Source organism: Streptomyces tateyamensis, assembly GCF_003205575.1.
In the GTDB taxonomy this organism is placed as follows: domain Bacteria; phylum Actinomycetota; class Actinomycetes; order Streptomycetales; family Streptomycetaceae; genus Kitasatospora; species Kitasatospora tateyamensis.
Genome location: NZ_PYBW01000027.1, coordinates 1 through 12,332, shown reverse-complemented (window position 1 = coordinate 12,332; position 12,332 = coordinate 1). Strand labels below are relative to the sequence as shown.

The following is a 12,332-nucleotide window of genomic DNA, read 5'->3' as shown; positions in this document are numbered from 1 at the left end:
GTTGTGAGTTCGGGTCAACGGTGAGTAGTGTCACGTTAGTCAGGTATTGACCCGGTCCGGGACCTAGGTCCCGAAGATTCCGAACACGTGTCTGTTCCGGCCCGCGCGCCGGAACCCGTCGAACCCCCCGCATCCCTGATCCCCCGTCAGCCCCGTGCGGCCCTTCGGCCACCGCCCGATCCCCTCAGTTCGCCTGACGCAGCGCCAGCACCCGCCGCCAGCGCTCCGCGACCAGCTGGTAGGCCCGCCCCGCCCGCTCCACGTCCCCCTCGCGCAGCGCCGCCAGTCCCTCCGCCAGCTCGGCGGCCGACCGGTCCGCCGCCAGCTCCGGCTCGCCGATCGCGTGCACCAGGCCGCCGTAGTCCAGCTCGACCAGCGAACGCGGGTGGAACTCCTCCAGCCAGCGCCCCACCTGCTCGGCCCCCAGCGTCAGCGGGGACCCCGCCAGCCGCTCGCGGAGCACCCGGTAGCCGCGCGCCACCCGCTTGCGGGCCTGGGCCATCGGGGTCAGGTAGAAGAGGGCGGCCGGCACCCCCGGCTGCGCCCCCTGACCGGGCTCGGCCGGCCGGTAGCGCCGGTCCTCGGCACCGAACGGCAGGAACCAGCGCACCGGCACCTCCCAACGGCTGGTCAGGATCCAGGGCCGGGCGTCCGGGTGGTCGGCCCGCCAGCGCTCCTGGGCCAGCAGCGCGTCCCGGCGCACCGCCTGCGGCAGCACCGCGTCCAGCAGCGCCACCGGCAGCGACTCGCTCAGCTCCTCGAGCGCCTGCCAGCTGCGCAGCCGGGTGGCCCACGGACAGACATAGGTGACGGCGTCCAGCTCCCGGACGAAGGCCTGCTCGCCCGCACCGGGCCGGTGGGGCGCCGCCCCGGCCGGCACCGCGCGCGACGCGAAGGGAAGCAGCTCGGCGAGCGCCCCCCGCTGTGCTTCGAGCGCCGCCCGGGCGACCGGCTCCCCGGCCGAGGCCGCGTCCGGCCCGCGCTCGGCCGCGTAGGCCTGCCAGTGCGAGCGCTCCGGTTCCGGGTAGGCGGCGAGCGGCTCGTACACCCGCAGGTGGGCGGCGTAGGGCGGCAGCACGGAGGTGCGCACAGCGGTCACGTCCAGCATCGTCGCACGCGCCACCGTCGCTGCGGGAGGGCTGCGGGGCGTCGTCCGGATCCCGGGACCCGCCCCCTGGCGGGACGGTGCGCGGACTACGCTTCGCGCTAGATGGCCCGCACCACAGCAAGCGGGCCCGCAGATACTGGAGTCACCACAGTGACCGACGTACGCACTGCATCCGCGACGCACCCCGCACCAGGAGTGCTGAGCCGGATCTTTGGTACCGACAACGGCGCCCCCGGCGACGGCCACGAGCAGGTCGTGCTCTGCCACGACCGCACCAGCGGCCTCAAGGCGATCATCGCCATCCACTCCACCGCGCTGGGCCCCGCCCTCGGCGGCACCCGGTTCCACCGGTACGCCACCGAGGAGGAGGCGCTGGAGGACGCGCTGCGGCTGTCCCGCGGCATGAGCTACAAGAACGCGCTGGCCGGGCTGGACCTCGGCGGCGGCAAGGCCGTGATCATCGGCGACCCGGCCGCCAAGGCCGAGGGCGGCGACAAGTCCGAGGCCCTGCTGCGCGCCTACGGCCGCTTCGTGCAGTCGCTGGCCGGCCGCTACATCACCGCCTGCGACGTGGGCACCTACGTCCAGGACATGGACGTGGTGGCCCGCGAGTGCGACTACGTGACCGGCCGCTCCCCCGAGCACGGCGGGGCCGGCGACTCCTCGATCCTGACCGCCTTCGGCGTCTTCCAGGGCATGCGCGCCTCCGCCCAGGCCCGCTGGGGCCAGCCGACGCTGCGCGGCAGGCGGGTCGGTGTGGCCGGCGTCGGCAAGGTCGGCCACTACCTGGTGGGCCACCTGGTCGCCGACGGCGCCACCGTGGTCGTCACCGACCCCTTCGAGACCGCCGTCAACCGGGTCCGGGCCGCCCACCCCGACGTCGAGGTGGTCGCCGACACCCGGGCGCTGCTGAACGCCGCGCTGGACGTGTACGCCCCGTGCGCGCTCGGCGGCGCGCTGGACGACGAGACGGTCGCCCAGCTGACCGCGGCGGGCACCTCGGTGGTCTGCGGCGCGGCCAACAACCAGCTGGCCCACCCGGGCGTGGAGAAGGACCTGGCCGACCGCGGCATCCTGTACGCGCCGGACTACCTGGTGAACTCCGGCGGCGTGATCCAGGTGGCCGACGAGATCGAGGGCTTCAGCTTCGAGCGGGCCAAGAACAAGGCGACCAAGATCTTCGACACCACGCTGGAGATCTTCACCCGGGCCGCCGCCGACGGCGTGCCGCCGGCGGTCGCCGCCGACCGGCTGGCCGAGCGCCGGATGCGCGAGATCAGCGCGCTGCGCACGGTGCTGCTCCCCGGCGCCCGCCGGGGCTGACCCGCCGTTTCCCGGCTGGACCGCTCCGGATCACAATGTGGAACCGGAATGCCGTTTGTCCCCCGATCGGGCGTCGACCGCGCCACGGTCGGGGGATAATCGGTCGCAGAACGACGGTCCCGGACTCGCACCGGGCACCCTGTGAATGCCCGCGTTTCCCCGTTTGACCAGGAAAGACCTGGTGCCGGGGAGCGACAGTGCGCGCCACGTGACATCGGCGACGTACCGTCCGGGGGCGGAAACAGGTACCGTGGATGCTCCAAGGGACGGCTATCCCGATTCGGGCGAGCCGCTCCCGATCATGAACACGTGTCAGACTCGGGGCCGTGAGCCCCATCGTTGAGGGGGTCGACCCATGGGGCGCGGCCGGGCCAAGGCCAAGCAGACGAAGGTCGCCCGCGAGCTGAAGTACAACAGCGGCGGCTTCGACGCTAACCGTCTGTCCAGCGAGCTGGGCGTTACACCCGTCCATCCGATCAACCCTGAGCCGGTTGAAGCGGATGAGGACGAGGACGACCCCTACGCCGCGTACGCGGATTACTACAACGACGACGAGGACGAGGAAGAGGCCGAAGTCGGCCACCACCAGTCCCGCCGTCGCGTCTGACGCCACGCCCTGACCGGTCCGAGCGCCCCGTGCGCCGGGCCGGTTTTCGGCATGTCCGCGGCCGGCCTGGATGTCCGCGGCCGGTACGCCCTGGCCGCGGAGCCCAGCTGCCGGCCCCCGGGGCCGGAGAGCCGGACGGGCCCCGCGGGGCCCGTCCGTACCCGGTCTCACCCGGCGTAGTCGCCGTACAGCGCCGCACCGTCCTGGTGCTCGGCCGAGCGGTCCACGACGTCGCCCAGCAGCCAGGCCTCGACGTCGCGGTCGGCCAGCACCGACAGCACCACGTCCACCGACTCCGGCGGGACCACGGCAACCATGCCGATGCCCATGTTGAGCGTCTTCTCGATCTCCAGGGTCTGCATCCGGCCGACCTCGGCCACGGTCTGGAACACCGGCAGCGGGGTCCAGGTGCCGCGGTCCAGCCGGGCGTGCAGCCCGGCCGGGATCACCCGGGCCAGGTTGGCCGCCAGGCCCCCGCCGGTGACGTGCGAGAAGGCGTGCACCTCGGTGGCCCGGGTGACGGCCAGGCAGTCCAGCGAGTAGATCCGGGTCGGCTCCAGCAGCTCCTCGCCGAGGGTGCGGCCGAACTCCGGCACCTCGCGGTCCAGCTGCCAGCCGGCCTGGTTCAGCAGCACGTGGCGGACCAGCGAGTAGCCGTTGGAGTGCAGGCCGGAGGCGGCCATCGCGATCACCACGTCGCCGGCCCGCACCCGGTGGGCGCCGAGCAGTTCGTCGGCCTCCACCACGCCGGTGCCGGCCCCGGCCACGTCGTACTCGTCCGGGCCGAGCAGGCCCGGGTGCTCCGCGGTCTCGCCGCCGACCAGCGCGCAGCCGGCCAGCACGCAGCCCTCGGCGATGCCCTTGACGATCTGGGCGACCCGCTCCGGGTGGACCTTGCCGACGCAGATGTAGTCGGTCATGAAGAGCGGCTCGGCGCCGCAGACCACCAGGTCGTCCACCACCATGCCGACCAGGTCGTGGCCGATGGTGTCGTGCTTGTCCATCGCGGCGGCCAGCGCCACCTTGGTGCCGACGCCGTCGGTGGCCGAGGCCAGCAGCGGGCGCTCGTAGCGCTTGAGGGCGGAGATGTCGAAGAGGCCGGCGAAGCCGCCCAGGCCGCCGACCACCTCGGGCCGGTTGGTCTTCTTCACCCACTGCTTCATGAGCTCGACGGCGCGGTCGCCCGCCTCGATGTCGACTCCGGCGGCGGCGTAGGTGGCGCCACTCTCGTTGCTGGTCACTGCGTGCGGCCCTCTCGGGTCAAGTGGGGGTGAACTGCGGCGGGGCCCCGGTTGGGGCCCCGCCAGGAGTACTACGGTCGGCGCAGCGCGTCGGCCGCTCCGTGACCGCCGAGCAGGGACTGCACCCCGTCGAGGTCGGAGCCGGTCGGCTTGCCCCGGGTGGCGGGCGGCTGCTGGCTGCCGGCGATCTCCGCCTCCAGGAGCAGCTTGCCGAGCAGCGCCGGATCGGGCAGCTCCATCGGGTACTCACCGTCGAAGCAGGCCCGGCAGAGCCGGTCCTTGGGCTGCGCGGTGGCCTCGATCATGCCGTCGATCGAGATGTAGGCCAGCGAGTCGGCGCCCAGCGTGCGGCCGATCTCCTCGACCGTCATGCCGTTGGCGATCAGCTCCGCGCGGGTGGCGAAGTCGATGCCGAAGAAGCAGGGCCACTTCACCGGCGGCGAGGAGATCCGGATGTGCACCTCGGCGGCGCCGGCCTCGCGCAGCATCCGGACCAGGGCGCGCTGGGTGTTGCCACGCACGATCGAGTCGTCGACCACCACCAGGCGGCGGCCGGCGATCACCTCGCGCAGCGGGTTCAGCTTGAGCCGGATGCCGAGCTGACGGATCGTCTGGCTGGGCTGGATGAAGGTGCGCCCGACGTAGGCGTTCTTCACCAGGCCGGCGCCGAACGGGATCCCGCTGGCCTCGGCGAAGCCGATCGCGGCGGGGGTGCCGGACTCCGGAGTGGCTATCACCATGTCCGCCTCGACCGGTGCCTCGGCGGCCAGCCGGCGGCCCATCTCGACCCGGGAGAGGTAGACGTTGCGCCCGGCGATGGAGGTGTCGGGGCGGGCCAGGTAGACGTACTCGAAGACGCAGCCCTTGGGCTTGGCCTCGGCGAAGCGCGAGGAGCGCATGCCGTTCTCGTCGATGGCGATCAGCTCGCCCGGCTCCACCTCGCGGATGAAGGAGGCGCCGCAGATGTCCAGGGCCGAGGTCTCGGAGGCGACCACCCAGCCGCGCTCCAGCCGACCCAGCACCAGCGGGCGGATGCCCTGCGGGTCGCGGGCGGCGTAGAGGGTGTGCTCGTCCATGAAGACCAGCGAGAAGGCACCGCGGACCTCGGGGAGGACCCGGCGGGCGGTCTCCTCGATGGTCAGGTCCGGGTGGCCCGCCAGCAGCGCGGTGAGCAGGTCGGTGTCGTTGGTCGCGGCGGTCCGGCCGGAGCGCGACACGTGCTCCTCGCCGGGCAGCTCGGCGACCATGGTCGCCAGCTCCGCGGTGTTGACCAGGTTTCCGTTGTGACCGAGCGCGAGCGAGCCGTGCGCGGTCGCCCGGAACGTCGGCTGGGCGTTCTCCCAGACCGAGGACCCGGTGGTCGAGTAGCGGGCATGTCCAACGGCGATATGCCCGTGCAAGGACCCCAGAGCGGCCTCGTCGAAGACCTGGGAGACAAGTCCCATGTCCTTGAAGACGAGAATCTGGGAGCCATTGCTTACTGCGATCCCCGCGGATTCCTGACCGCGGTGCTGCAGGGCATAGAGGCCGAAGTACGTGAGCTTGGCGACCTCCTCGCCGGGAGCCCAGACACCGAAGACGCCGCAAGCGTCCTGGGGGCCCTTCTCGCCGGGAAGAAGATCGTGGTTGAGTCTTCCGTCACCACGTGGCACGCCTTCGAGTCTAGGGCAGTTGGCACAGGCTTCCGCAGCCGGGAGGGCCCCGGGCCTGGCGATTCCCCTGGTGACGCGCGTAGAGGCAGCCCCTTACCACACCGCTCGGGCAGGCGGGACAGGGGCGCGGGGCCCGGACGGTGAGCTGCCTCACGTCACGGGCAGCAGCAGCCCCCAGGCGCTCGGGTGGGCGGTCCAGGTGCGGGCGGGGACCGGGCCGGCCGGGCAGCCGTCCGCCTCGTAGCCGAAGGTGCGGCCGGCCACCGTGACGCTGGAGGCGCGCACCCGCAGCAGCGCCCGGCCCGGCCCGGCGGGGCGGACCACCAGCTCGACCGCGGTCGAGCCGGCCGGCAGCCGCAGCGCGACCAGCCGCGGCGGACCCTCGACTCCGCCGAGCTGGCGCCCGTCCGCCTCCACCCGCAGCCGCTCACCGTGCGGGCCCACCTGCTCGGCCGCAATCAATTTCGCCCAGAGCGAACGCCAACCGCTCGGATGGCCCTGTCTGCGTCCGGGGATGCGCACCTCGCCGAGCACCACCCCGTCCCCGTCGTCGAGCAGCAGCCCGAAGCTGCGCGGGGTGCCGGTGAGCACCGCGCGGGCCGCCGCGACCGGCTGCACCGGCACCCCGAGGGAGCGCGCCAGCGCCACTTCGCGCCCCTGCCCCACCGGCACCAGCCCGACCGGACAGTTCGCCAACTCCCCTTGCTGGTGCAGCGCCTGCACCACCCGCTGGAGCGCGAGGTCGGAGCCGACCACCACCGGACGGCGCTTGCCGCGGTGCGAGAGCACCCGTTCCAGCTCCGCCGCACTCTCCGGGACCACCACCTTGACGTCGGTGCCGCCGGTCAGCACGTCCCGGGCGATCCGCACCGCCTCCCCGTCGGCCTCCCGCGCCGCCGGGTCCAGCAGCACCAGCAGTGGAGGCGGCCCCGGCGGCTGCGGGGCGTCGGACGGCGGGGGTACGGACGTGGACTGGAACGACACGACCGGTCCTTCCTCGGGTAATCTCTCGGTGCAAGAGCCCCTTGCGCTATTGCGCCAGGGGCTTCGTCTATCTCGGGGCAGACTGCGGCCTACGCAGGATGCCCCAACCGGAAGGGGTGTACGCCTGTGCCGGCACTCGTGCTCGTTGGTGCCCAGTGGGGAGACGAGGGCAAGGGGAAGGCGACGGACCTGCTCGGCGGCTCCGTCGACTACGTCGTCCGCTACCAGGGCGGCAACAACGCCGGCCACACCGTGGTCATCGGGGACCAGAAGTACGCCCTGCACCTGCTGCCTTCCGGCATCCTGAGCCCCAACGTCGTGCCGGTGATCGGCAACGGCGTGGTGATCGACCCGGCGGTGCTGCTCGCCGAGCTGGAAGGGTTGAACGCCCGCGGCATCGACACCTCCAAGCTGCTGATCTCGGGCAACGCCCACCTGATCACGCCCTACCACCGGACCCTGGACAAGGTGACCGAGCGGTTCCTGGGCAAGCGCAAGATCGGCACCACCGGCCGCGGCATCGGCCCGGCCTACGCCGACAAGATCAACCGGATCGGCATCCGGGTCCAGGACCTCTTCGACGAGTCGATCCTGATCCAGAAGGTCGAAGCGGCCCTGGACCACAAGAACCAGATCCTGGTGAAGCTCTACAACCGGCGCGCGATGCCGGCCGAGCTGGTGGTCCAGGAGTACCTCGGCTTCGCGGACAAGATCCGCCCCTTCCTCGCGGACACCACGCTGGTGCTGGACAACGCGCTCAAGGACGGCAAGGTCGTGCTGCTGGAAGGCGGCCAGGGCACCCTGCTGGACGTGGACCACGGCACGTACCCCTTCGTCACCTCGTCCAACCCGACCTCGGGCGGCGCCTGCACCGGCTCCGGCATCGGTCCCACCAAGATCGACCGGGTCATCGGCATCCTGAAGGCGTACACCACCCGGGTCGGCTCCGGCCCGTTCCCGACCGAGCTGCTGGACGCGGACGGCGAGGCGCTGCGCCGGATCGGCGGCGAGCGCGGCGTCACCACCGGCCGGGACCGCCGCTGCGGCTGGTTCGACGCGGTGATCGCGCGGTACGCGACCCGGGTCAACGGCCTGACCGACTTCTTCCTCACCAAGCTGGACGTGCTGACCGGCTGGGAGCAGATCCCGGTCTGCGTGGCGTACGAGATCGACGGCAAGCGGGTCGAGGAACTGCCCTACAGCCAGACCGACTTCCACCACGCCACCCCGATCTACGAGAACCTGCCCGGCTGGAGCGAGGACATCAGCAAGGCGCAGACCTTCGACGACCTGCCGAAGAACGCGCAGGCGTACGTGAAGGCACTGGAGGAGATGTCGGGTGCGCCGATCTCGGCGATCGGCGTCGGACCGGGCCGCACCGAGACGATCCAGGTGCGCTCCTTCCTGTAAGCCCTGAAAGCGGTACCGGGAGCCCCGGGCGGTGCGCCGTCCGGGGCTTTTCCATGGCTTCCGGCATTTGCACTAGTTCAATATTTCATTGCATCTAGTTCAATAGGCGGTTACGGTGGCGGCATGACCGCGAAGACTCCCGCTCCCGTGACCCTCGTCGGCACCCACGTGCGGCTCGAACCGCTCGCCCCCGCGCACACCGCGGACCTGTTCCAGGCCGTCGGCGGCGACGAGGAGGTGTTCCGCTGGCTCGGCTGGTACGCCCCCGAGACCGAGGCGCAGATGGCCGACATCGTGGCGGGCTACCTGGGCACCGAGGGCTGCGTGGCGCTCGCGGTGGTCGAGCTGGCCAGTGGGCAGGCGGTCGGGGTGACCTGCTTGTTCGACGCCAACCCGGCCCAGGAGTGGGTGGAGATCGGCGGCACCTTCTACGGCCGGCGGGTGTGGCGCAGCGCGGTGAACAGCGAGGCGAAGCGGCTGCTGCTGGACCACGCCTTCGGCGAACTCGGGATGGGCCGGGTGATGTGGAAGACCGACCACCTCAACGAGCGCTCGCAGGCCGCGATCCGGCGGCTCGGCGCGCAGTACGAGGGGACCTTCCGACGGGCCCGCCGGCGCAAGGACGGCAGCTGGCGGGACAGCGTCTACTTCTCGATGCTGGCCGACGAGTGGCCGGCGGCGCGCCAGCGGCTGGTCAGCCGGGGCTGAGGGCGCACCGGCGGCCCCGGTGCTGGTCCGTCAGTACCGGCCGCCCGTCAGTCAGTGCCCCTCCTCCACCAGGTGGTCGACACAAACCGCGATCGCCAGCAGCAGCCCGGCGTCCGCACCGTCGGCGATCTTCACCCCGTAGCTGTCGCGCAGCCGGAACCACTTGCGGGAGATCTCGGCGATCTTGTCGCCGTGCGACTCGATCCGGTAGTCCTTGTCGATCAGGTTGCCGTGGATCTCCAGCTCGCCGCCGTCGCGCAGCTCGACGTGGTACTTGTCGCGGAACGGGGTGAAGAGCTTCTTGCGCACGGTGGCGACGACCTCGCCCCCGCTGTTCTCGATCTTCATGGCGTCGCGCACCGTGAGCGCCTTCTCCTTGATCACCGCGACCACCCGGCCGCCGGCGTCCTTGAGCTCGAAGGTGTCCCGGATCCGCAGCACCTTGGCGTCCACCAGGAACGCCTTCTCGCCGTGCTCGTCCTCGATCCAGAAGTCCTCACCGATGGTGAAGAGCCGCTCCCTGACCTGGTACTTCATGCCGTTCCTCCGGTGCGCCGCGGGACTGTCCCCCTCGGCTTACCACCGCCGGGCGCCGCGCAAGCGGTGCGACACGGGTCAGCTCACGTCCCAGAGCAGGCGGTAGTAGGCGCTGCGGTCCGGGTCGGGGTCGACACCGTAGGCGTCCAGCAGCGCCCGCTCCCAGCCCGGCCCGTAGTTCCACCCGGTGCTCCAGGTGGCCACCGCCAGGTCGGCCCAGCGGTCGGCCACCCCGAGCGCGCCCAGGTCCACGTGCCCGCTCCAGCGGCCGTCCGGACCGAGCAGGGTGTTCGGGGCGCAGGGGTCGCCGTGGCAGACCACCGCCCGGTCCACCGGCGGCACCTCGGCGAGCAGCTCGAGGGCCCGCTCCACCGTGCCGAGGTGGCGGTGCTCGGCGTGCCACTCGGCCGGGTCGGCCCGCAGCTCGGCGGCGACCGCCAGCCGCTGCTGCGCCGACCACTCGAACGGGCAGTCGGCCACCGGCAGCGCCTCGTGCAGCGCGCGCAGCCCCTCGCCGATCGCCCGCACCGCCGTGGCCGGCTCGCGCTTCCACCGGTCGTCCACCGCCATCGTCCCCGGCAACGCGGCGGTGACCAGCCAGCTCCCGTCCTGGTCCGCCCCCTGCGCCAGCACCGGCGGCACCACGGCGAACCGCCCGGCCCAGCGCAGCCGCACCGCCTCCGCGCCCAGGTCCCGCCCGCTGCCGGTCGGCGCCCACTTCAGGTAGCGCTCCCCCGCCCGGAAGGTCAGCCCGCCGGCCTCGTTGCGCCACACCAGCTCGACCGGCCCGGCCCCCGCCAGCTCCCGCACCCTCGCCGGCACGTACGCGGGCTCCTGCTCCGTCTCGGTCATCCAGCCATTCTGACCACCCGTCAGCGCACCCGGTCAACCGTTTTCGCCCGCAAGCCCTGGCCGCGGCCGTCCTCGCCCCGATCACCGCCGGCTTCGAACAGGGCCGCCGGCCTGCCCGTCACCCCCCCACCTGCGGAATGCGGACGGTCCGGGTGGGGTTTGATTGCGGCATGGCTACTCGCGCGCGCGTCCGTGCCCCCGAATTGATCGGTGAGGGCGGCTGGCTGGACACCGGCGGCAAGGATCTGACCCTGGCGGACCTCAGGGGCAAGATTGTGATCGCTGATTTCTGGATGTCCTGACTCATTGAAGGAACTCCAGGGGAGAATCATCCCGTGCACCACCACACGATCTGTGACCTGCACCTGCGCCTCTCGCTGGACCGGGACGGCAAGACCGCCATCGACCGCCAGGAAGCCGACTGCCGCGCTTGGGCCGAGCGCAACGGGCTGACGGTCCGCAAGGTCCACATCGACCGGGGACGCAGCGGATACAAGGACGTGAGCCGAAAGGGCTTCGACGACGCACTCACCGCCGTCACGTCCGGCGTGGTCGGCGTCCTGCTGGTTTGGAAGCTGGACCGCCTCTCTCGCAAGGGAGTCGGGGAAGTCGGCACCGCGCTGGACGCTATTGGACGCGTTGGCGGCCGTCTCGTGTCCGTGATCGATGGCCTCGACACGGCCAACAACAGCGCACGGGTGACGATCGCCCTGCTTGCCGAGCTCGCCCGGTCGGAATCACGCAACATCGGCACCCGCGTGAGCAGCGCGAAGCGGTTCCTGCGCCAGCGGGGCCAGTGGATCGGCGGGCAGCCGCCCTACGGGCTGGCTGTGGACCCGGAGACAAAGAAGCTGGTGCACGACCCGGACACCGCCGTCTACGCCCGACTGATCGCGGACGAGGCGCTGAGCGGCAAGGCGCTGGTGCACATCGCCCGCTTCCTGAACGAGCACGGGATCGAGTCGCCGCGCGGCGGAACCTGGAGCTCTTCCAGCGTCATGCAGCTGGTTCGCGCCCCCGCGTTCGCCGGCCTCATGCCGCAGACCGAGTACACCGAAGCGGCAGACGGAACGCGCAAGTACGACAGCCGAGTTGTGCCCTACCGCGATCCCGAGACGCTGGACACGGTCAGCATCGGCGACGGCATCATCACTCCCGGAGAGCGTGAGCTGATCATCCGGCAGTTGGAGTCACGCACCTTCCCGCATGTGGGCAAGCGGCACGGACACAAGCAGGGCACGGCGCTTCTCACCGGCCTCGCCCGCTGTGCCCTGTGCGAGTCGCCGATGAGCCAGTCGGGCACCTCCTACGTCTGCGCCAACAAGCGCATGGGACGGGGATGTTCGGGCGTCACTGCGCGAGTCGAGAGCCTTGACGGCCACATGACCGACGCATTCCTGAGCCGTCTTCCGGCCCTGGAGCCGGACGACCCGTTGCTGGCAGCGATCGCGGAGCGGTGGGTCCAGCGCGAAGACCCGGAGGTGTTCGCGAAGCGGGACGCCGTAGAGGCTGAAATCAAGGAGGAGAGCGCCCGTCTGGCCGACCTGGAAGATGCTCGGTACGTGCGCGGCGAGTTCTCCGGGGCAGACGCGATCGAGCGGTACAACCGTCTCGCTGGCCGCCTGCGGGGCCGCATCGAGGGACTGCACGCGAGTTTGGCGGCAATGCCGACCCCGACTGTCGATATCTCCCCGCTGCTGGACGGCGAGCTTCTGTGGGAAGCCTGGGAGGCAGACAACGTGGCTGGCCGACGCGATCGGCTGAGGCTGGCGATTGACCGCGTGATCGTCAGCCGGGGCGAGCGGGGCAAGCGCTTCGTTGGCCTTGATCGGTGCGTCATCGAATGGGCTGGAGCAACGCCCGAGGATGCGTAGCCACCCCCGTAGTGGACACTAGGGCCTGTTCCGAGT

12 protein-coding genes are annotated in these 12,332 nt (G+C 71.6%); 6 read left to right on the top strand and 6 right to left on the bottom strand.

The features are described from left to right. Positions 1–184: 184 nt before the first annotated feature. Entirely contained in the window at positions 185–1,108 is a 924-nt protein-coding gene (locus C7C46_RS08285; RefSeq protein ID WP_110667318.1) for a DUF8083 family protein, read from the bottom strand. A gap of 150 nt (positions 1,109–1,258) precedes the next feature. Between C7C46_RS08285 and C7C46_RS08280 the strand changes: the two genes are divergently transcribed. Further along, positions 1,259–2,431: a Glu/Leu/Phe/Val dehydrogenase dimerization domain-containing protein gene (locus C7C46_RS08280; RefSeq protein ID WP_425470038.1), complete on the top strand. Its 1,173-nt coding sequence runs from the start codon at positions 1,259–1,261 to the stop codon at positions 2,429–2,431. Between the two features lie 355 nt (positions 2,432–2,786). Then, complete coding sequence (locus C7C46_RS08275) at positions 2,787–3,038, top strand: DUF3073 domain-containing protein (RefSeq protein ID WP_110667315.1); 252 nt, start codon at positions 2,787–2,789, stop codon at positions 3,036–3,038. Positions 3,039–3,205: 167 nt separating this feature from the next. Here the strand turns inward: C7C46_RS08275 and purM are convergent, their stop codons facing one another. The 3 genes from purM to C7C46_RS08260 all read right to left on the bottom strand — a co-directional run bounded on the left by purM (position 3,206) and on the right by C7C46_RS08260 (position 6,915). Further along, positions 3,206–4,279: a phosphoribosylformylglycinamidine cyclo-ligase gene (gene purM / locus C7C46_RS08270; RefSeq protein ID WP_110667313.1), complete on the bottom strand. Its 1,074-nt coding sequence runs from the start codon at positions 4,277–4,279 to the stop codon at positions 3,206–3,208. Between the two features lie 71 nt (positions 4,280–4,350). Next, positions 4,351–5,931: an amidophosphoribosyltransferase gene (purF, locus tag C7C46_RS08265; protein WP_110667311.1), complete on the bottom strand. Its 1,581-nt coding sequence runs from the start codon at positions 5,929–5,931 to the stop codon at positions 4,351–4,353. Positions 5,932–6,081: 150 nt separating this feature from the next. Further along, positions 6,082–6,915, bottom strand: a complete 834-nt coding sequence (locus C7C46_RS08260; protein WP_245984294.1) for a diacylglycerol kinase family protein — start codon at positions 6,913–6,915, stop codon at positions 6,082–6,084. A 126-nt stretch (positions 6,916–7,041) separates the two neighbouring features. On the opposite strand from C7C46_RS08260, the gene C7C46_RS08255 reads away from it, so the two are divergent. Together C7C46_RS08255 and C7C46_RS08250 are read left to right on the top strand one after the other, a co-directional pair. Further along, the gene (locus C7C46_RS08255; RefSeq protein WP_110667309.1) at positions 7,042–8,325 is read left to right on the top strand and encodes an adenylosuccinate synthase; all 1,284 of its coding nucleotides are present in this window, start codon (positions 7,042–7,044) and stop codon (positions 8,323–8,325) included. A gap of 123 nt (positions 8,326–8,448) precedes the next feature. Beyond that, entirely contained in the window at positions 8,449–9,033 is a 585-nt protein-coding gene (locus C7C46_RS08250) for a GNAT family N-acetyltransferase (RefSeq protein ID WP_110667307.1), read from the top strand. Positions 9,034–9,084: 51 nt separating this feature from the next. Here the strand turns inward: C7C46_RS08250 and C7C46_RS08245 are convergent, their stop codons facing one another. After that, positions 9,085–9,570, bottom strand: a complete 486-nt coding sequence (locus C7C46_RS08245; protein WP_110667305.1) for an LURP-one-related/scramblase family protein — start codon at positions 9,568–9,570, stop codon at positions 9,085–9,087. A gap of 78 nt (positions 9,571–9,648) precedes the next feature. Continuing rightward, complete coding sequence (locus tag C7C46_RS08240) at positions 9,649–10,422, bottom strand: aminoglycoside 3'-phosphotransferase (protein ID WP_110667303.1); 774 nt, start codon at positions 10,420–10,422, stop codon at positions 9,649–9,651. Positions 10,423–10,592: 170 nt separating this feature from the next. On the opposite strand from C7C46_RS08240, the gene C7C46_RS37255 reads away from it, so the two are divergent. Next, the gene (locus tag C7C46_RS37255; RefSeq protein WP_281278530.1) at positions 10,593–10,724 is read left to right on the top strand and encodes a thioredoxin domain-containing protein; all 132 of its coding nucleotides are present in this window, start codon (positions 10,593–10,595) and stop codon (positions 10,722–10,724) included. Between the two features lie 33 nt (positions 10,725–10,757). Beyond that, entirely contained in the window at positions 10,758–12,296 is a 1,539-nt protein-coding gene (locus C7C46_RS08235; protein WP_110667301.1) for a recombinase family protein, read from the top strand. Positions 12,297–12,332 lie beyond the last annotated feature (36 nt).

What these genes read in the sequence shown, in the direction of transcription:
- C7C46_RS08245 (WP_110667305.1), bottom strand. Translation starts at nt 9,570, where the DNA reads ATGAAGTACCAGGTCAGGGAGCGGCTCTTCACCATCGGTGAGGACTTC.
- C7C46_RS37255 (WP_281278530.1), top strand. Translation starts at nt 10,593, where the DNA reads ATGGCTACTCGCGCGCGCGTCCGTGCCCCCGAATTGATCGGTGAGGGC.
- C7C46_RS08275 (WP_110667315.1), top strand. Translation starts at nt 2,787, where the DNA reads ATGGGGCGCGGCCGGGCCAAGGCCAAGCAGACGAAGGTCGCCCGCGAG.
- C7C46_RS08285 (WP_110667318.1), bottom strand. Translation starts at nt 1,108, where the DNA reads ATGCTGGACGTGACCGCTGTGCGCACCTCCGTGCTGCCGCCCTACGCC.
- C7C46_RS08240 (WP_110667303.1), bottom strand. Translation starts at nt 10,422, where the DNA reads ATGACCGAGACGGAGCAGGAGCCCGCGTACGTGCCGGCGAGGGTGCGG.
- C7C46_RS08250 (WP_110667307.1), top strand. Translation starts at nt 8,449, where the DNA reads ATGACCGCGAAGACTCCCGCTCCCGTGACCCTCGTCGGCACCCACGTG.